The sequence below is a fragment of the Streptomyces sp. NPDC026394 genome (assembly GCF_055567735.1).
This window is the reverse complement of record NZ_JBVHPX010000003.1, coordinates 586174-605101: the sequence shown is the minus strand read 5'-3', so window position 1 is coordinate 605101 and position 18928 is coordinate 586174. Positions and strand designations below refer to the sequence as shown.

General features: G+C 70.0%; 18 protein-coding genes and 1 pseudogene. 14 read left to right on the top strand and 5 right to left on the bottom strand.

Annotated features, from left to right (window positions below):
• Positions 1-187 precede the first annotated feature (187 nt).
• Entirely contained in the window at positions 188-1354 is a 1167-nt protein-coding gene (locus tag ACZ4QV_RS11135; RefSeq protein ID WP_361584182.1) for an alpha/beta hydrolase, read from the bottom strand.
• 160 nt (positions 1355-1514) lie between these two features.
• Between ACZ4QV_RS11135 and ACZ4QV_RS11130 the strand changes: the two genes are divergently transcribed.
• The 6 genes and pseudogenes from ACZ4QV_RS11130 (at position 1515) to ACZ4QV_RS11105 (ending at position 6944) form a co-directional block, all read left to right on the top strand.
• Positions 1515-3338 (top strand): serine/threonine-protein kinase, encoded by a 1824-nt coding sequence (locus ACZ4QV_RS11130; RefSeq protein ID WP_361584185.1) that lies wholly within the window; start codon positions 1515-1517, stop codon positions 3336-3338.
• Positions 3339-3525: 187 nt separating this feature from the next.
• On the top strand, positions 3526-4725 hold the full coding sequence (mqnC, locus tag ACZ4QV_RS11125) for a cyclic dehypoxanthinyl futalosine synthase (RefSeq protein ID WP_125055591.1): 1200 nt from the start codon (positions 3526-3528) through the stop codon (positions 4723-4725).
• Between the two features lie 25 nt (positions 4726-4750).
• Complete coding sequence (locus ACZ4QV_RS11120; RefSeq protein WP_361584192.1) at positions 4751-5296, top strand: hypothetical protein; 546 nt, start codon at positions 4751-4753, stop codon at positions 5294-5296.
• A 112-nt stretch (positions 5297-5408) separates the two neighbouring features.
• The gene (locus ACZ4QV_RS11115; protein WP_361584195.1) at positions 5409-5564 is read left to right on the top strand and encodes a hypothetical protein; all 156 of its coding nucleotides are present in this window, start codon (positions 5409-5411) and stop codon (positions 5562-5564) included.
• Positions 5565-5579: 15 nt separating this feature from the next.
• Positions 5580-6014, top strand: a pseudogene (locus ACZ4QV_RS11110) (Uma2 family endonuclease); the annotation flags it as partial.
• A gap of 231 nt (positions 6015-6245) precedes the next feature.
• The gene (locus tag ACZ4QV_RS11105) at positions 6246-6944 is read left to right on the top strand and encodes a demethylmenaquinone methyltransferase (RefSeq protein WP_361149018.1); all 699 of its coding nucleotides are present in this window, start codon (positions 6246-6248) and stop codon (positions 6942-6944) included.
• A 52-nt stretch (positions 6945-6996) separates the two neighbouring features.
• Here ACZ4QV_RS11105 and ACZ4QV_RS11100 read toward each other — a convergent pair whose 3' ends face one another.
• Entirely contained in the window at positions 6997-7560 is a 564-nt protein-coding gene (locus ACZ4QV_RS11100; protein WP_361584198.1) for a GNAT family N-acetyltransferase, read from the bottom strand.
• A gap of 137 nt (positions 7561-7697) precedes the next feature.
• On the opposite strand from ACZ4QV_RS11100, the gene ACZ4QV_RS11095 reads away from it, so the two are divergent.
• The 4 genes from ACZ4QV_RS11095 to ACZ4QV_RS11080 all read left to right on the top strand — a co-directional run bounded on the left by ACZ4QV_RS11095 (position 7698) and on the right by ACZ4QV_RS11080 (position 11101).
• Positions 7698-8981 (top strand): geranylgeranyl reductase family protein, encoded by a 1284-nt coding sequence (locus ACZ4QV_RS11095; RefSeq protein WP_361149024.1) that lies wholly within the window; start codon positions 7698-7700, stop codon positions 8979-8981.
• Positions 8982-9236: 255 nt separating this feature from the next.
• Positions 9237-9554, top strand: a complete 318-nt coding sequence (locus ACZ4QV_RS11090; protein WP_361149026.1) for a hypothetical protein — start codon at positions 9237-9239, stop codon at positions 9552-9554.
• Between the two features lie 71 nt (positions 9555-9625).
• On the top strand, positions 9626-9772 hold the full coding sequence (locus tag ACZ4QV_RS11085; protein ID WP_361149029.1) for a hypothetical protein: 147 nt from the start codon (positions 9626-9628) through the stop codon (positions 9770-9772).
• 111 nt (positions 9773-9883) lie between these two features.
• On the top strand, positions 9884-11101 hold the full coding sequence (locus ACZ4QV_RS11080) for a DUF418 domain-containing protein (RefSeq protein ID WP_467762793.1): 1218 nt from the start codon (positions 9884-9886) through the stop codon (positions 11099-11101).
• Here ACZ4QV_RS11080 and ACZ4QV_RS11075 read toward each other — a convergent pair.
• The 3 genes from ACZ4QV_RS11075 to ACZ4QV_RS11065 all read right to left on the bottom strand — a co-directional run bounded on the left by ACZ4QV_RS11075 (position 11022) and on the right by ACZ4QV_RS11065 (position 15102).
• Entirely contained in the window at positions 11022-12221 is a 1200-nt protein-coding gene (locus tag ACZ4QV_RS11075) for a hypothetical protein (protein WP_361615380.1), read from the bottom strand. The two genes, ACZ4QV_RS11080 and ACZ4QV_RS11075, sit on opposite strands and share 80 nt — an antisense overlap.
• A 391-nt stretch (positions 12222-12612) precedes the next feature.
• Entirely contained in the window at positions 12613-13995 is a 1383-nt protein-coding gene (locus tag ACZ4QV_RS11070; protein WP_467762792.1) for a hypothetical protein, read from the bottom strand.
• A gap of 279 nt (positions 13996-14274) precedes the next feature.
• Positions 14275-15102, bottom strand: a complete 828-nt coding sequence (locus ACZ4QV_RS11065) for a C40 family peptidase (RefSeq protein WP_361149036.1) — start codon at positions 15100-15102, stop codon at positions 14275-14277.
• Positions 15103-15862: 760 nt separating this feature from the next.
• Here ACZ4QV_RS11065 and ACZ4QV_RS11060 point away from each other — a divergent pair.
• Genes ACZ4QV_RS11060 through ACZ4QV_RS11045 form a run of 4 tightly spaced genes read left to right on the top strand, consistent with a single transcriptional unit; the run spans position 15863 to position 18923 of the window.
• Complete coding sequence (locus tag ACZ4QV_RS11060; RefSeq protein WP_030022241.1) at positions 15863-16222, top strand: NADH-quinone oxidoreductase subunit A; 360 nt, start codon at positions 15863-15865, stop codon at positions 16220-16222.
• A gap of 9 nt (positions 16223-16231) precedes the next feature.
• Positions 16232-16786, top strand: a complete 555-nt coding sequence (locus ACZ4QV_RS11055; RefSeq protein WP_031002905.1) for a NuoB/complex I 20 kDa subunit family protein — start codon at positions 16232-16234, stop codon at positions 16784-16786.
• Positions 16783-17601: an NADH-quinone oxidoreductase subunit C gene (locus tag ACZ4QV_RS11050; RefSeq protein ID WP_467762791.1), complete on the top strand. Its 819-nt coding sequence runs from the start codon at positions 16783-16785 to the stop codon at positions 17599-17601. The genes ACZ4QV_RS11055 and ACZ4QV_RS11050 overlap by 4 nt, the downstream gene beginning before the upstream one ends.
• Positions 17601-18923, top strand: coding sequence for an NADH-quinone oxidoreductase subunit D (locus tag ACZ4QV_RS11045; protein WP_361149038.1), 1323 nt, complete (start codon positions 17601-17603; stop codon positions 18921-18923). Before ACZ4QV_RS11050 ends, ACZ4QV_RS11045 begins: the two co-directional genes overlap by 1 nt.
• Positions 18924-18928: the final 5 nt, after the last annotated feature.

The window sequence follows — 18928 nt, the reverse complement described above, 5'->3', positions numbered from 1 at the left end:
ACGTGAGCTGGGTGGGAAGTGCGCGAAAGGTATGCGAAAAGTGCACGAAAGGCACGGGCAGCGCGTACGGAGAAGTGCGGGAGTCGTACGGGGGGCGTACGGAAGCCGCACGGAAGTCCGCACGGAGGACCGCGCGGCAGTCGGCCGGGAAAAGTGCGAAAGGCGTACGACATGCCCGGCCGACGCGTCAGGGTGCGGGCGTCGGGCCCGGCATCACCTTGCTGATCCATTCCATGGTTCCGTCATTCATGCCGCGGACGTACCCCCTGGCGTTGTGACCGCCGTCTTGGATCACTTGCAGGCGGGTTTTGATCGGTCCCTTGCCGTATTTCTTCATGAAGGATTCCAGCTTGGCCCGGCCACTCTCCTTGGTGCCGATCTGGAAGGCGATGTGCACGTCCGGGGCCCCGGGCCGGGCGATCAGCTTCTTGGCCAGCTGCTCCGGGTCGTTGGCGCGCTGCTCCTTCTCGTGGCCGCGCCACAGCGGCGAGTCCGGCCGGGTGTCGGGACCGCTCGCGATCACGGCCTTGAACCGGTCGGGGTGCTGGAGCACCTGCTTGAGGCCCACGAAGGCGCCCGAGGAGGAGCCCATGAAGGCCCAGCCGTCCCGGGACGCGAAGGTACGGAAGTTGGCCTTCACCAGGTCGGGGACGTCGTCGGACATCCAGGTGCCCATCTTCGGCTGCCCCGGGATGTCACTGCCGTCGTAGTAGTTCTTGTCGTCCGCGTTCAGGACCGGCATGACGACGATGAACGGCTTGCTCTTGCCCGACTTCGACCACTCGCTGATGCTGCTCTGCAACTTCAGGTCGGTCCCCATCCAGTAGTTGACCGGATAGCCGGGACCGCCGGGCAGCGCGATGAGCACCGGGAACGCGCTCTTCGCGTACTTCTGCTCGTAGTACTCCTTGGGCGCCCACACCCAGACCCGGCCCGTGAACCCGGACTTCTTGCCGTGCAGCGTGGTCACGCCGATCTTGGTGCCGTCGTCCAGCGTGTTCGCCGTCGTGAACTGCGCCTGCGGCCCGGTGGGCATCCGCACCCCCGGCGCGGACCCGTCGGACGGCCCGCCCGCGCCGCCGGAGCCGCCGCCGTCCGTGCGGGGCTGGTCGAAGGACATCGGCTCGCCGTTGTCGGAGAAGACGTCGAAGGCGTTCAGTACGGGCACGGCGGCCAGGCCCAGCACGGCCACGACCGCTCCCGCCAGCCAGAGCCGCTTGCGCCGGCCCGTCCGGCGGCGCGGCGCGCGGTGCTCCCGGGCGGGGCCGTACGCGGGCCCGCCGTCGGACCCGTACCCGTACGCGGGCCGGCCCCCGGGGCCGTTCGGGGGCTGCTCCCCGGACTGGTGCTGCACGAAGGTCTCCGGATGGGTGCGCTGCCCCGCAGGACAAGTCGGACGGTTGCTGGCGTTCCATCTCTTTGATGGCGAATGCCGCTGTGCGGGTTCACCGGACCGGGCATGACCTGGGTCATAGGCTGTGCCGTGATCCGGGCCGGCAGGGGGAGGCGAAGCCATGGAGCCGCTGGGGGCGGACGATCCGCGCGTCATCGGTACGTACCGGCTGCTGGGCCGGCTCGGCGCGGGCGGCATGGGCCGCGTCTATCTCGGGCGCAGCGCCGGCGGCCGTACCGTCGCGGTGAAGTCCGTACACGCGCAGTTCGCGGCCGACGACCAGTTCCGGGCCCGCTTCCGGCGCGAGGTGGAGTCCGCGCGCCGGGTCGGCGGCGCCTGGACCGCGCCCGTACTGGACGCCGACCCCGACGCCCCCGTCCCCTGGGTGGCCACCGGGTACGTGGCGGGCCCCTCGCTCACCCGCGCCGTCGAGGACTTCGGCCCGCTGGACGGCACCGCCGTACGGACGCTGGGCGCCGGACTCGCCCGGGCGCTGGCCGCCGTGCACACCCACGGGCTGGTCCACCGGGACGTCAAACCGTCCAACGTCCTGCTCACCCTCGACGGCCCGCTGCTGATCGACTTCGGCATCGCCCGCGCCACGGACGGCAGCGCCGCACTCACCGCCACCGGCGTCTCCGTCGGCTCCCCCGGCTACATGGCGCCCGAGCAGATCCTCGGCCAGGACGTCACCGGCGCCTGCGACGTCTTCTCGCTCGGCGCGGTACTGGTCTACGCGGCCACCGGCGCCGGCCCCTTCACCGGGGACAGCTCGGCCGCCCTCCTCTACAAGGTCGTCCACGGCGACCCCGAACTCGGCACCGCCCTCACGGGCGACCTCCGCGAGATCACCACGTCCTGTCTGGCGAAGCGCCCCGAGGACCGGCCCGCCCCGGAGGAGATCGCGCGGGGGCTGGGCGGGGCGGGCGCGGACGGTGAACCGGTGCGCGCCGGTTGGCTGCCGGCGCCGCTGGTCGAACGCGTGAGCAGGCAGGCGGTGGAACTGCTGAACCTGGACGCGCGGGCGGAGGAGGGTGTGGGGGGCTTCGGGGGCGCCGGCGCGTCTGCGGTGCCTGCTGTGCCCGCTGCTCCTGCTCCTGCGTACGGAGAGCCCGCGGCTGATGGGTACGGGGCGCACGGCACCCCTCCATCCGGGGCGCCGTCCGGCCTCGTTCCGTTCGACGCTCCGACCGATCCCGGCGCTTCCGTCCCCACTGCCTCCGGACAGCAACCGACCTGCATCCCTCCCCAGCCTCACCCCCACCCCGCGTACCCCTCCCAGCCCTCGCATCCCTCCTGGCCGACCGCCGGTGCCGTCCCCACCCGGCCACCGAACCCGCCGGAAGCCCCCGCCCCGCCCAAGGAACGCCGCCTCACCCTGAGGGGCGTCCTCGCCGGTGGTACCACCGGGCGCCGCCGGATGAGCTGCACGCTGGTCCTGTCCGTGGCCGGTGCGCTCGCCGTCGCGACGACGGCCGCGTTCGTCTTCCGTCTGCTGCCCGGCCAGGGCGAGGGTGACGGCAGGGACGCAGCCGCGAAGCCGCCCGGCAGCGGTCAGACCCCGTCGCCGGGCGGCTCCCGGCCCGGGGAGCCGGCCGTCCCGAAGTCCTTCCTCGGTACCTGGACCGGTACGGTCGTCACCCGCCACGACGTCCCCAACGGCACCATCACCAGCACCATCGCCCCCGGCGGCAAGGGTGATTACGTCGTCCACACCTCGTACGACTTCCTGATCGCCCGGTGCGCGGCCAAGGCGAAACTGGTGTCCGCCACCGCCACCACGCTGACCCTCAGGGAGCGCACGGACGGCAAGCCCGGGCCCGGCTGTACGGGCGCCGAGGCAGCCGTCACGTACACCCTCGGCAAGGACGGCACGCTCTCCTTCGCCTCCGACGACGAGGCGGGCGGGCGGCCCCGCGCCACCATGAAGAAGACCGGCGGCTGACCGCCCAGAGGCCGCTTCCCTGCCCGCTGGAAAGCCGTTTTCCCGGCCGCCGTCCAGCCGTCGCTTCGCCCGCCCTCCAACCGCCGCCCCACCCTCCACCCGGCGCCCGACCCGGCCGCCGCCAGGCATGTCGTACCGCTGGCGTACGCTGGTTCGGTCGTTATGCCCGCCTCCGAAGGGACGCCCGGTGACCGAGAACGCCGACCTTCAGTCCGTACTCGACCGCGCCGCGGGGGGCGGGCGGATCACGCCCGAGGAAGCGCTGGACCTGTACCGTTCCGCGCCGCTGCACGCGCTGGGCGCGGCGGCCGACGCCGTACGCCGCCGCCGTTACGCCGGTACGGAGCACATCGCGACGTACATCATCGAGCGCAACATCAACTACACCAACGTGTGCGTGACGGCCTGCAAGTTCTGCGCCTTCTACGCCGCGCCCAAGGACACCGCCAAGGGCTGGTCCCGCGACCTCGACGACATCCTGCGCCGCTGCGCCGAGACCGTCGAGCTGGGCGGCACCCAGATCATGTTCCAGGGCGGCCACCACCCCGACTACGGCGTCGAGTACTACGAAGAGCACTTCTCCGCCATCAAGAAGGCGTTCCCGCAACTGGTGATCCACTCCCTCGGCGCCTCCGAGGTCGAGCACATGGCCCGGATCTCCAAGACCTCCGTCGAGGACGCCATCCGCCGCATCCACGCCGCGGGCCTGGACTCCTTCGCCGGCGCCGGCGCGGAGCTGCTGCCCGAGCGCCCGCGCAAGGCCATCGCCCCGCTGAAGGAGTCCGGCGAGCGCTGGCTGGAGATCATGGAAACCGCCCACAACCTGGGCGTCGAATCGACCTCCACCATGCTCATGGGCACCGGCGAGACCAACGCCGAGCGCATCGAGCACCTGCGCATGATCCGCGACGTGCAGGACCGTACGGGCGGCTTCCGCGCCTTCATCCCGTACACCTACCAGCCCGAGAACAACCACCTCAAGGGCCGCACCCAGGCGACGATCTTCGAGTACCTGCGCATGATCGCCATCGCCCGGATCTTCCTCGACAACGTCGCCCACATCCAGGGCTCCTGGCTGACCACCGGCAAGGAGATCGGCCAGCTCTCCCTGCACTACGGCGCCGACGACCTCGGCTCGATCATGCTGGAGGAGAACGTGGTCTCCTCCGCCGGCGCCAAGCACCGCTCCAACCGCCAGGAGATCATCGACCTGATCCGCAAGGCGGGCCGTGTCCCGGCGCAGCGCGCGACCACGTACGAGCACCTGGTCGTGCACGACGACCCGGCGAACGACCCGGTCGACGACCGCGTCACCTCGCACATCTCCTCCACGGCCATCGAGGGCGGCACGGCGCACCCCGAGCTGAAGCTCGTCGAGGCCAACTGAAACGCCTGAGACATCTGAGGCTCACGTGCTGACGATCCACCGCGTGCACGGTGTCCGCCGCGCCCCCGACGGCGTCGCGGCCCCCGGGCACGCGGTCGTCGTCTCCGGCGACCGCGTCGAGGCCGTCGGCCCGTACGAGGAGCTGTACGAGCGCTACGGCGAGCGGGCCCGCGTACGCGAGTGGAACGGCGTCCTGACCCCAGGACGCCACGAGCCCGACGGCGCCGCGCTGCTCGAATCCGCCTACCACCCCGATCCGCGCGAAGCCGACGACCTGGGCACGGCCCCGCTCACGGGCGACGCGCTCACCGCGCTCGGCATGACCGACACCCGCTGGGGCGCGAGCGCCCGCAGGGGCGTGCAGCGGCTGCTCGCCACCGGTACGACATCGGTCTCCGGCCCCTTCACCCGCCCCGCCGTCCGCACTGCGGTCACCCGCTCCGGCCTCCGCGACCGCCCGGCCCCGCAGCCTCTCGCCCCCGGCGCCCCGGCCGACTTCGCGGTACTCGCGGAAGACGGACGCTGCCTGGTCACGGTGCTGGGCGGACGCCTGGTGTACCGGGGCCGCTGAGCGTCACCACCGTCAACGCCGAGAAGCCCGTCCGTCACTCCGTGTGACAGTACTGTCGTATGCAGGACCGTGATCCGCACCCGCGTCCACACTCGTGTCCATGGGAGCAGTGATGAGCACTGACCGGCGGCTGGAGAAGGCGACTCCGGAGACCTGGATGAACCCGCCCGGGGGACAGTGGACGTTCGACCAGGTCAAGGATCTGGAGCTGCCCTTCGACTGGGAACTCATGGACGTAATGATCGTGGTTCGGGGGATGGCGGAATAGTGGCACGACCAAGTCCGGGATGAGCTGTTCTTCCGTATCAAGCAGGTGAAACCCGACCTGTACGGCGTCAATGCCGAACGGTGTCTGGTGCTCGACACTTACAGCTCCGTCAAGCCCGACATCGTCGTCTTCGACAAGAGCGGGATCGACGTCGCCTCGTCGGCGGCCACGCCGGCTGCCATCGTGAAGCTCGCGGTGGAAGTGGTGTCGCCCGGCTCCCAGGTCCGGGACCGGAGCAGCAAGCCGTTCTTGTACGCCGAGGCGGGCATCCCGTACTTCTGGCGTGTGGAACATGGTGAGGGCGACCGGCCGGTAGTGCACGAGTTCTGGCTGCGTCGCGACGTGGGCGAGTACGTTCCCGCCCCCGAGCACCCTCGTCACACCGAGAAGCTGGAGACGGACCGGCCCTTCCCCATCGGCATCGACCTGGCGAGTCTGCTGGAGCTGTGAGGCCGGGCGTCAACGATCCGTGAAGGCCGGCGTGTCCTGCGTCAGGACCCCGTCAACGCAACCGGAACCTCCGTCTCCGCCCGGCAAGATCTTTCCCGCGGGGACGGCCCATTCGGCCGCTCACGATGCTCAGCGCATGACGCAGCACCGCTGGACCGCCCGGATGTTCTGAGGGGGGCATCGGGCCGTCCCCGTCCAAAGCCTTCCGGAGCCGTAGGGAACAATGGCCGGGTGACCCGAGCCTCTCTGGACAAGCAGCCGCAGGACGTCGCCGCGATGTTCGACGACGTGGCGGCGCGCTACGACCTCACCAACGACGTGCTGTCCCTCGGGCAGGCGCGGCTGTGGCGCAAGGAGGTGGAGCGGGCCGTCGCGGCGCGCCCCGCCGAGCGCGTGCTCGACCTCGCCGCCGGTACGGGCACCTCCTCGCTGCCCTTCACCCGCACCGGCGCCTACGTCGTCCCGTGCGACTTCTCCGTCGGCATGCTGGGCGAGGGCAAGAAGCGCCGCCCGTGGATGCCGTTCGTGGCCGGTGACGGGATGCAACTGCCCTTCGCCGACGGCGTGTTCGACGCCGTGACCATCTCCTTCGGGCTGCGCAACGTCCAGGACACGGACGCCGCCCTGCGGGAGCTGTACCGGGTCACCAAGCCCGGCGGCCGGGTCGTCATCTGCGAGTTCAGCGAGCCGACGTGGGGCCCGTTCCGTACGGTCTACACCGAGTACCTGATGCGGGCCCTGCCGCCCGTCGCGCGTGCGGTGAGCAGCAACCCGGACGCGTACGTGTACCTCGCCGAGTCCATCCGCTCCTGGCCCAACCAGCCGGCCCTGGCGGCGCGCCTCCAGGGGGTGGGCTGGTCGAAGGTGGCCTGGCGCAACCTGACGGGCGGCATCGTCGCCCTGCACCGGGGGACGAAGCCGGACGCGTGACGGCGGAGGGGGCCCCGGCCCGGCCGGCGGCCCCCTCACCCGTACGTCTTCCTCACAGCTCCAGCCGGAAGCAGTACCCCTCCTGCCCGGACGGCGTACGGAACGTTTCCGCGTGCCGCATCCCGAGCCGTCGCGTCACCGCCACCGACCGCTCGTTCCCGGCCGCCACCATCGCGACCACGCTCCGCACCCCCGCGGCCCGCACCACCTCCAGCGCGGCCCGGGCCGCCTGCGTCGCGTACCCCTTGCCCCAGTACGCCCGCCCCAGCCGCCACCCGATCTCGATCTCGCCCACCGGCCCCCAGTCGTTCGGCCACGGCTGCGCGCCCGTGAAGCCCAGGACGGCGTCGGTCTCCTCCTCCGCCGTACCGATCATCGAGTACATGCAGAATCCGTGTTCCGCGTGATGGCGGCGCTGCCGTGCGGTCAGCTCCTGGTACTCGGACAGTTCGGCCGGGGCGCGGCCGTGGAACTCCATCACATCGGGGTGCGCGAACACCCGGTGCCAGTGCAGCGCGTCCTCCTCGGACGGCACCCGGAGCGTGAAACCCGCCGCGGAAGGCGGTTGCGGCAGTGGCCGTGCGGCCGGAGACGGTTGTGGCTGTGGCTCGTGCATGGACCGGCCAACCCTTCAGATCCTGATCACCTGGGCCCCCATAGACTGACGTGGCCCAGTGCCGGTCGGCACCCAGATATCGACTTCCGGGAGATCCCGCCGTGACCGAGTCCGCGACTGAGTCCGTGAGCGCGTCCGTGACCACCCCCCGCTCCGAGCACCGCGCGGACGTCATCGTCGTCGGGGCCGGTCCCGCCGGCTCGGCGACCGCGTACCACCTCGCCAAGTCCGGCCTGGACGTCCTCCTCCTGGAGAAGACCGCCTTCCCGCGCGAGAAGGTCTGCGGCGACGGCCTCACGCCCCGCGCCACCAAGCAGCTGATCTCCATGGGGATCGACATCTCCGAAGAGGCGGGCTGGCTGCGCAACAAGGGCCTGCGCATCATCGGCGGCGGCAACCGCCTCCAGCTCGACTGGCCGGACCTCGCCTCGTACCCGGACTACGGCCTGGTCCGCAAGCGTGACGACTTCGACGAGCAGCTGGCGCGCCAGGCGCAGAAGGCCGGCGCGCGCCTGTACGAGCGCTGCAACGTCGGTGCGCCGATCATCAACGAGCTGACCGGCCGCATCGAGGGCGTCGAGGCCAAGCTCGGCGAGGAGAAGACGCCGGTCACCTTCCACGCCCCCATCGTGGTGGCCGCGGACGGCAACTCCACCCGACTCTCCCTGGCGATGGGCCTGCACCGCCGCGAGGACCGCCCGATGGGCGTCGCGGTCCGTACGTACTTCACCTCGCCCCGCCACGACGACGACTACCTCGAATCGTGGCTGGAGCTGTGGGACCGCCGCGGCGCCGAGGACCGCCTGCTGCCCGGTTACGGCTGGATCTTCGGCATGGGCGACGGTACGAGCAACGTCGGCCTCGGCGTCCTCAACACGTCGTCCTCCTTCAAGGAGCTGGACTGGCGCGAGATCCTCAAGGCGTGGTGCGCCTCCATGCCCGCCGACTGGGGCTACACGCCGGAGAACATGACCGGCCCGATCCGCGGCGCCGCCCTCCCCATGGCCTTCAACCGTCAGCCGCACTACACCAAGGGCCTGCTGCTCGTCGGTGACGCGGGCGGCCTGGTCAACCCGTTCAACGGCGAGGGCATCGCGTACGCCATGGAGTCCGGCTCGATCGCCGCCGAGGTCATCGTCCAGGCCCACGCCCGTTCCACGTACGCCCAGCGCGAGCTGGCCCTCCAGCGCTACCCGAAGATCCTCAAGGACACCTACGGCGGCTACTACTCCCTCGGCCGCGCCTTCGTGAAGCTCATCGGCAACCCGAAGGTCATGAAGATCGCCACCCAGCGCGGCCTCACCCACCCCGTGCTGATGCGCTTCACCCTCAAGATGCTCGCCAACCTCACCGACCCCACGGGTGGCGACGCGATGGACCGCATCATCAACGGGCTGAGCAAGGTGGCGCCGCGAGCCTGATCGTCCGATGCCGGGCCGCGGGGCACAGAGCCGAGCGGCCCGGCGTACGGCGTATCAGACGTCGGCGATCGCTCGTTGAGAGGGCGGAAGCGCGTACTCGCCCTCACCGGGGGCGGGTGGGCACAACGTGGATGTTCCAGGGAGCGCGGTGCCCGGGTAGCGCGCGGTGAGGGAAATGCGGTGTGTCCGAGCCCGCAAGTTGTGGGCTGAGGGGACTGTGCACGCCGCGAGACCCGACCGGAGCCCCCCGACGCGTTGCGGCTGTCACTGGCCCGCCTTGCGCCGCACCGGCTGCCCGAGATGGAGCAGCAGAAGAACGAGGCATTCGAACTCGCAGCCAGGACGGGGAGCCTTGGCCCGATCCGCGGGTGGCTGACCGTGTGGGCCGGCGAGATCGAGATCGAGCGTCGCCCCGATCTGCTGTCCCGACGCCGTGCCGCCGAACACGCCCTCCAGACACTCGACCACGACGATCCGGCGTGGAGCGCCGCGCGGGACGAGAGCTGGTGGCCGTCCTGCGTGAGGACCGCGAGGCGGCAGGGTGAGCTGGAGCTGGGAGTACAGCCCGAGTGAGGGGTACGTCGCTGCGGGCGCCCCTCCGGCCCTGCTGGTTCAGATCTGGGAGAAGGCTGCCGAGCTGCTGCGTGCCGCTGAAGCTCTTCACGCGCGGCACGGCGTACGAAGGGCTGTCGCCACAGGGCGGTGTCGCCTTCGTCGAAGGCGGCATGTTCGACTACCAGGTGCTGCCCAGGCACGAGCGGGTCCACATCTTTCAGGTGACCGCTCGGTAGAACCGCCGCTGCATCGAACGGTGTAGTCGTTTCTCGTCGTCGCGGACGAAGAATCGCGATCTCCCCGACCCGACCATGGTGGGAAAGCGGGCATCGGGGGAGGGAGGCGGCGTGACGGAGACGCAGGTACGGGGGGTTGTGCCGGGGGCGGCTGGTCCGGGCGGGGTGGGGCGGGCCGGGCGGTTGCCGTTGCTGGACGTGCTGCGCGGGGTGGCGATCCTGGGGACGTTGATGACCAACGTCTGGATCTTCGCGGCGCCGGGCGCGGAGTGGGGTGTGCTGAACGGGAACGTCACCTCGGCGTCGTTCGGCGCATCGTGGGCCGGGGCCGTGGAGGGCGTCTTCCGGTTTCTCGCGGACGGCAAGTTCCTCTCGATGCTGACGGTTCTCTTCGGCGTCGGTCTGGCCATCCAGTTCGGGTCCGCCGCGAAGCACGGCCGCCCGTGGCCCGGCCGGTACAAGTGGCGGGCCCTGTTCCTCTTCGCCGAGGGCACCGTGCACTTCGTGCTCGTCTTCGCGTGGGACGTACTGATGGGGTACGCGGTCGTCGCCCTCCTGGTGGCCTGGCAGTTGACACGCACGGCGCGCACGCAGCGGGTGCTGATGTGGGTGGCGGGCGGGGTGCACGGTGTGGTGCTCGGGCTGATGACGCTGGCTGCCGTGGCCGGGCCCGGAGCCGGCTCGGGCACCGAGAGCGCGCCGAGCCGTGGCGTCAATCCGCGCGTGGTCGACCTGTACGCCGACGGAAGCCACCTCGATCAGATCGCCTTCCGGCTGCAGAACGCGATCGCCCTGCGCATGGAACCCGTCATCTCCTTCGCCCTGCTCGTCTTCCTCTTCCATCTCGGTGTACGGCTGTACCGGGCGGGCGCCTTCCGTCCGGACGCGCACGGGCAGCGCATCCGGCGCCGTATGTGCGGTTGGGGCCTGGGCATCGGCATTCCGCTCAACGTGGCCGCGGTGGCGGCCGGCCCCGGCCTGGCCATGGTGGCCCGGTACGGGGCCGCGCCCGTCGTCGCCGTCGGCTACCTGGGCCTCGTCGGCCTGATCGTCGACCGCGTACGCCGGCCGGGCCCGCTGACCGCCGGGCTCACCGCGGTCGGCCGTACGGCGCTGTCCTGCTACGTCCTCCAGAACGTGCTGTGCCTCCTGGCCTGTTACGGCCTCGGCCTCGGCCTGGCCGCGCGGTGGGCGGACCAGGGGCCTTGGTGGGTGCTGGGCCTGTGGGCGGTGGTGTGCGCGGTACTGGTCAGCGGGGCAAGGCTCTGGTTGCGGCGCTTCGAGCACGGGCCGCTGGAATCCGTCCAGAAGCGGCTGCTCCGGTCCTGAGGCGGGTGGGCGCCTGGACGTTGCGCAGTGCGGACGGCCGGGGCGCCGCCGCGGTCCACGCCTCGGCCGTACGGCAGCGGGGGCAGCGGACCAAAGACGTTGAGGGGGCCGGGGCCGGGGGATCGGGCGGGGAAGCGAAGGGGAGGCCGCACAACTGGCACTCCTGGACGGTGTCGCGCACGCGCCGCGGCTCCTCGGCGGGCCGGACGGGCAGGGGCGGCGGCAGCCACTCGGTCAGCCGGTGCTCCAGGAACGCGACCGGGCGGAAGATGGCGCCGCCGGGGAGGTCCGAGGTGAGCGTACGGAGGACGTGCGCCGCCGGTACGCCACGGTCAAACCAGGCCGAGACGGCCGGGACCAGACGGTTCACGTCCCGCACGGAGAGCGTCAGGCGCGCGTCGGCGAGCCGCAGACCGCAGAGCAGGTCGGCGGCCGGGGAGGGGACGAGGGCGGAGGGTACGGCAGGCGCTCGGGGTGGCTGGGCCCCCTGGGGTGGCGGAGCTACCTGAGGCGGCGGCGCCATCCGGGGAGACGGGGCCAGTTGTGGTGGCGGGGCCACCTCGATTGCGGCAGGTGTCTCGGGCGCCTTGGGAGCCTTGGGTGTCTCGGGCGTCTCAGGGGCCTCGGGTGTTCCCGGCGCAGCGGGCGTGTCCGCCTGTGGGGGCTCGTGGGTGTCCACAGGCTGTGGGGGAGGCGGGGGCGCGGGCGGAGGCGGCGGGGCCTGCCGCTGCGGCGACGACGTCGGCGCGGCCGACCGTAAACGGTCTGCCGGGTTCTCGTAGTACGTGGTTCGGGTGACGATGCGCTGGCCGCCGACGCGCACCCGCTCCCGTACCAGGTAGCCCTCGGCCTCCAGCTCCTTGAGCGCCTCGCCGATCTTGTACTCCGTCTCCGGGTACTGCTTGGCGAGCTCCCGGATGCTGACGTTGGCGCCGTCGGGCAGGGCCTGGACGCGTACGGCGTAGCCGAGGGCGATGGCGGAGATCCTCGGGTTGAGGGCCAGGTGGTTGCCGACGACCGTGAAGCTGACCGTGTGGTGGTGCCGTACGTGGATCACTCCGGAGAACGGCCGAATCGCAGCGACGGAACGGACGAGCGCGTTAGACTCAAGACGAGTCATGGGGAAGCAGCTTCTTCCTCTTGGCGATCATGGGGAAGTTGCTTCTTCCTCTTGATCGGGCCCTCGGCACATGGGATGGCAAGTCCCGCCGGGGGCCGTTCTTTTTGGGTTGTGGCGCGAACGTACATCCTCCGGACCCCCGCAAGCGAACGCTTCACCTGATCAGGTGACAAGCGGAAATGAGGGGACAGGGAGGGGAGGTTGGTTCAGTTCTTACCGGGTTCTTTTCAGGACCTCGGGGCGCACCGCGTCCTCGCTCACCGGGTCGTGGAAACCCGCGACCCGGTGAGCACGCCGCCAGCACGGCCGACTTCCCGCCCGCGCTCCAGGGCCTGTGGGCGGGCACCCGGACCGCGAGCGGGAAAGGACGGGAGGGGGAGTTGACCGGCGCCTATCGTGTGGGGGGTTCGTACGCCGTGAAGGTGTTGCGGGCCATGACCGGTACGGACCGTACGTAGTGCCGCCCGTTCACGACCTTGCGTACCGCGGAGCGGCGGCGGGGGCCGTTGAGGAGCTGGGAGCCCGCGGGACAGGGGACCGAGGTGTAGATCCGGTTCATCTGGCCCTGGATCTGTGCCCGGCGCTGGGAACTCGTATTGGAGCGGTGGGCCTCTTCGTACAGGACCCGGCTCTGGCGTTGGGCCGCCCGGCTCTTCGGGGTGTGGAATTGGAGTTCGTACGGGTGGCCTGAATTGTTGGCGCGCCAGGCGGTGTTGATGCCCTTGTAGCCACGGGGGCGGGCCCAGGTGTTGGACCAGCGGAGATTCGCGTTCTTCCACCCGGCCAGCAGCTTGGTGGTGTCCTGGACACCCTTGACGTAGGACCTGTCCGGCCACTGGAGGATGTAGCGGACGGAGTCGTTGATTCTGCCGAGGGCCTCGTCCGCGGTCATGGTGGGATTGCCCTGCATGGTGCGGGCGACCGCGCGCTTGATCGATTCCGGTTTTCTCAGCCGGTCCTCGAAGCCGACCACGGTGGCCTTGGTCCGGCGGGCGATGCTGCGCACCTGGGGGCTGATGGTGCGTTCGGCCTTTTTGGCACGGGCCAGGAAGACATTGACCTTGCGCAGGTCGGCGGCGTCGATGTAGAGCCCTTCGTAACTCCAGCCGTGGTCCTTCTTCAACTGCTTCCGCTGGGCCGGGGGCTTCTTGGCGGGCGGCCGCTTGGCCGGTGGCCGCTTCCTCGGGGGCCGCTGGGTGGTCGGCTTCTGCGGGGAGGGCTTCCGCGACGCCTGCTTCTCGGCGGCCGGTTTCTTCGCGGCCGGCTTCCGGGGGACGGTCTGGCAGGTGGCGGCGGGCTTGGGCTTCGGCGGGCGGCAGGCCACCGTCGGCGCCTGAGGGGTCTGCTTCCGCGCGGCTTGCTTCTGCGCTGCTTGCTTCCGTGCGGCCTGCTTCTCCGCCGCCTGCTTCCGTGCGGCTTGCTTCTGCGCTGCTTGCTTCCGTGCGGCCTGCTTCTCCGCCGCCTGCTTCCGTGCGGCTTGCTTCTCCGCTGCTTGCTTCCGTGCCGCCTGCTTCCGTGCGGCCTGTTTCTTCGCGGCGGCCTGCTTGTCACTGGTCTGCTTCTTGGCAGTGGGCTTTCTGGGGGCCTGCTTTTTGGCCGCCTGCTTCTTCGCGGACGGCGCGGGACAGGTATTGGCGGGCTTCTGCTGTGGCTCGGCCGGCGGGCAGACGGGTTCGGCGGCGGCGACCGGGCCCAGGCTGAGAGTGGAGGCAAGTGCGGTGGCCGTCACCGTCCAGGCGACGGCCCGAAAAGTATGGGCACGGTGGATTTTCATGTAAGTAAGTGCTTCCTCTCGTCAGCCGCTGTCCGGTGCCACGAAAATGAGGGTGCGGGCATTACGGGGCGGAAGGGATGAGTACGGCGAGAGGTACAACTGGGACAGAGCCGTTACGGTAGTTGTGCCGAACGGGCGTCTATTTATCGAATGGGCGATGGCGTTTGGCCGATGATCGGCCATCAGGTGGGGCGTGCGGGTACTTTGCTCGCGCAACGCGCGAGGGCCGCCGTTCCCGAGCGGTGGGAACAGCGGCCCTCGGCCGTGCGTGCGGGCGCCTTACAGGACGCGGACCGCGCCGGTCGGCTGGCTGTAGCTCAGCGGCTTCTCCACGATGCCGGTGCTGGAGTTCTGGGCACCGATGAAGTTGCCGTTACCGACGTAGACACCGACGTGGTACGCGCTGCCCGCGCTGCCCCAGTACAGGATGTCGCCGACCTGGAGGTTGCCCAGGCCCACCTGGGTACCGGCGGTGGACTGCGGCTGCGAGGTGCGCGGCAGGTCGATACCGATGGTGCGGTAGGCGGCCTGCACCAGGCTGGAGCAGTCGTACGCGGACGGGCCGGAGGCGCCGAGCACGTAGGACTTGCCGAGCTGGGCGCGGAGGAAGCTGACCAGGGAGGCGGTGCTGCCGGTCGCGCCGGTGACGGGGGAGTCGTCGGACGCGGCGGCCAGGGAGCGCAGCGAGGTGCGCTCGGAGGAGCGGGAGGCGCGCTGCTGGGCGGCCTCCTCCTGCTCCTTCTCCTTGGCCTTGCGGGCCTCTTCGGCCTTCTTCTCGGCCGCGGCCTTCTTGTCGGCCTCGTCCTTCGCCTTGGTGGCGGCCTCGGTGGCCTCGGCGGTGGCGGTGTCCTGCGCGGCCTGGCGCTCGTAGTCCAGCGCCATCTGCTGGGCGGTGTCCGCGCTCTTGGCCAGGCTGGTGGCCAGTGCCGACGTGATGGTCGGCATTTCCTGGGTCTCGGAGACGGGCTTCTCCGCGGCGCCGGCCGGCATGCTCGCGCCGGTCACCGCCAGGGTGATGATGCCACCGGTGACCCCTGCGCGCAGTGCCCGCGAGGACGCGGAACGGCGGGGCTTCCGGTGGCTGGGTATGACTGCGTTCGGGGACATGGCACCACGGCTATCAGGAGCCACAGGTTGCTGCCAACAAAGGTGGCGTGCGCCACACTTGACGCGTACGCGATGAATAAAAGGGACTTTTCGTCGGTCAGTGAGCGAGCGGCGGCCGGTCCGGATTTCGTGATCATGTTCTTACGCATGGCATTTACGGGCCGATGCGCCCCCCGGGGGCGCTTATCACCTACTGATCCGCCACGCCAAGGCTTCCCGAAGGTCAAGCATTCAAGACAGCAAGCCGCGTGGGATAGGTCACTCGTGAGTGCCCGTTATGTTCCCGTGATGCGGCCGTGACGGGAGTGCTCGTGAACGCGAGCACGTACTGATGATCACGGGACGGTCACGACGGTCTCGGGACGGTCACGGCGGACGGTGCCCCGCTCTTCCGCGCCTGCGACCCCGCGCGCGCTAGCAGTTGACCCCGCCCAGCGCCAATTTGCTTGCAGTCCGCACCTCTTGATAGTGGCGACCCCGTTCTGACCAGCGGCAACGCCGGAAATTGTCACCTCCAGTGATCATCCGCGCGCTTGCCGTACGAAGATCGACGCTCATCGGACCAGATGACCGGCCGTCAGGTGGTGGAGATCACAAAGGCGTTGTCGCACCCCGTGTCGCAGATCACAGACCGGCGGGCATAAGATGCAGGCGGCTCGGGCTTGTGAACTGCCTCACATAGGCGCGATCTTCGTGGGGCCGTTGAGCGGGACCGGGCGGACCGCCATCCAGTCATCGTCGACTGAAGGGAGCGGGGACGGTGAACGCTTACGCGCCCATCCTCGTACTGGGAGCCCTCGGGGCAGGCTTTGCGATCTTCTCTGTCGTGATGGCCACGCTCGTCGGACCCAAGCGCTACAACCGGGCGAAGCTAGAGGCGTACGAATGCGGAATCGAGCCGACGCCACAGCCGGCCGGCGGCGGTCGATTTCCGATCAAGTACTACCTCACGGCGATGCTCTTCATCATTTTCGATATCGAGATCGTCTTCCTCTACCCCTGGGCCGTCACCTTCGACGCGCTCGGGCTTTTCGGGCTCGTGGAGATGCTCCTCTTCGCGCTCACCGTCTTCGTCGCCTACGCCTACGTATGGCGTCGTGGCGGCCTGGAATGGGACTAGGGGCCACCAATGGGACTTGAAGAGAAGCTGCCGAGCGGCTTTCTGCTTTCCACCGTCGAACAGGCCGCGGGCTGGGTGCGCAAGTCATCGGTCTTCCCCGCCACCTTCGGCCTCGCCTGCTGCGCCATCGAGATGATGACGACCGGTGCCGGGCGCTACGACCTCGCCCGCTTCGGCATGGAGGTCTTCCGCGGGTCGCCGCGCCAGGCCGATCTGATGATCGTGGCGGGCCGGGTGAGCCAGAAGATGGCGCCCGTGCTGCGGCAGGTGTACGACCAGATGCCGAACCCGAAATGGGTCATCTCGATGGGCGTGTGCGCCTCGTCGGGCGGGATGTTCAACAACTACGCGATCGTCCAGGGCGTCGACCACATCGTCCCGGTGGACATTTATCTGCCCGGCTGCCCGCCGCGTCCGGAAATGCTGATGGACGCCATTCTCAAGCTGCACCAGAAGATCCAGGGCACCAAGCTCGGGGTCAACCAGCAGCAGGCGGCCCGCGAGGCGGAGGAAGCGGCGCTCAAGGCGCTCCCGACGATCGAGATGAAGGGGCTGCTGCGGTGAGCGACGGCACCAAGGGAACCTCCGGGAACGGTGACACCAACGGCACTGGCGGTGTCAACGGGAACGGCGGGACCGGAGCGGCCAAAGGGCCCAACGGCGTCAACCCCGACAAGGACCTGAACGCACAGAACCTCCCCGGCCAGCGCGGCGACCACGGCGAGGTCATCGGCACCCGCCGCGGCATGTTCGGCGCGAGCGGCGGCGGCGACACCTCCGGGTACGGCGGGCTCGTCCGGTCCGTACGGATGCCGGGCGCCGCACGGCGGCCGTACGGCGGCTGGTTCGACGAGGTCGCGGACGAACTGGAAGGCGCGCTGGACGAGCAGGGGCTGGTCCCCGAGAACGTCATCGAGAAGACCGTCGTCGACCGCGGTGAGCTGACCTTCCACATCGAGCGGGAGTACCTGCCGGCCGTCGCCAAGACCCTCCGCGACGACCCCGCGCTCCGCTTCGAGCTGTGCACCGGCGTCAGCGGGGTGCACTTCCCCGGCGACCAGGGCCGCGAACTGCACGCCGTCTACCACCTGCGCTCGATCACCCACAACCGGCTGATCCGGCTGGAGGTGTCCGCGCCGGACGCCGACCCGCACGTGCCGTCCCTCGTGAGCGTCTACCCGACCAACGACTGGCACGAGCGCGAGACGTACGACTTCTTCGGACTGATCTTCGACGGCCACCCGGCGCTCACCCGGATCATGATGCCGGACGACTGGCAGGGCTTCCCGCAGCGCAAGGACTACCCGCTCGGCGGCATCCCCGTCGAGTACAAGGGCGCCCAGATCCCGGCTCCCGACCAGCGGAGGTCGTACACCTGATGTCCACCAGCCATGCGACCCCTCGGGAGACGACCGAGGGCACCGTCTACACGGTCACCGGCGGCGACTGGGACGAGATCGCGGCCGCCGCGGCCCGCACCGACGACGAGCGGATCATCGTCAACATGGGCCCGCAGCACCCCTCCACGCACGGCGTGCTGCGGCTGATCCTGGAGATCGACGGCGAGACCGTCACCGAGGCCCGCTGCGGCATCGGCTACCTGCACACGGGGATCGAGAAGAACCTCGAATTCCGTACGTGGACGCAGGGCACCACCTTCGTGACCCGGATGGACTACCTGACGCCGTTCTTCAACGAGACGGCGTACTGCCTGGCCGTGGAGAGGCTGCTCGGCATCACCGACGACGTCCCGGACCGGGCCTCCGTCATCCGCGTGATGCTGATGGAGCTCAACCGGCTCTCCTCCCACCTGGTGGCCATCGCCACCGGCGGCATGGAGCTGGGCGCCACCACCATCATGATCTACGGCTTCCGGGACCGGGAGCTGATCCTGGACATCTACGAGCTGATCACCGGCCTGCGGATGAACCACGCGTACATCCGACCCGGCGGGCTCGCCCAGGACCTGCCGCCGGGCGCGGTCGACCAGGTGCGCGAGTTCGTGAAGAAGATGCGCAAGAACCTGGTCGAGTACGACAAGCTCGCCACCGGCAATCCGGTCTTCAAGGGCCGGATGCAGGACATCGGCTACCTCGACCTCGCCGGCTGTTTGGCCACCGGCGCCACCGGACCGGTGCTGCGCTCCGCCGGCCTCCCGCACGACCTGCGCAAGACCCAGCCGTACTGCGGGTACGAGCACTACGACTTCGAGGTGCCGACCGCCGACACCTGCGACTCCTACGGGCGCTTCCTGATCCGCCTGGAGGAGATGCGGCAGTCGCTGCGCATCGTCGAACAGTGCCTGGACCGGCTGACGCCCGGACCGGTGATGGTCGGCGACAAGAAGATCGCCTGGCCCGCCCAGCTGGCCATGGGCCCGGACGGGCTCGGCAACTCGCTCGACCACATCAAGAAGATCATGGGGACCTCGATGGAGGCCCTGATCCACCACTTCAAGCTGGTGACGGAGGGCTTCCGGGTGCCGCCCGGCCAGGCGTACGCGGCCGTGGAGTCCCCCAAGGGCGAGCTGGGCGTGCACGCCGTCAGCGACGGCGGGACCCGCCCCTACCGGGTCCACTTCCGCGACCCGTCCTTCACCAACCTCCAGGCCATGGCGGCGATGTGCGAGGGCGGCCAGGTGGCCGACGTCATCGTCGCCGTCGCGTCCATCGACCCCGTGATGGGAGGCGTCGACCGGTGACAGAC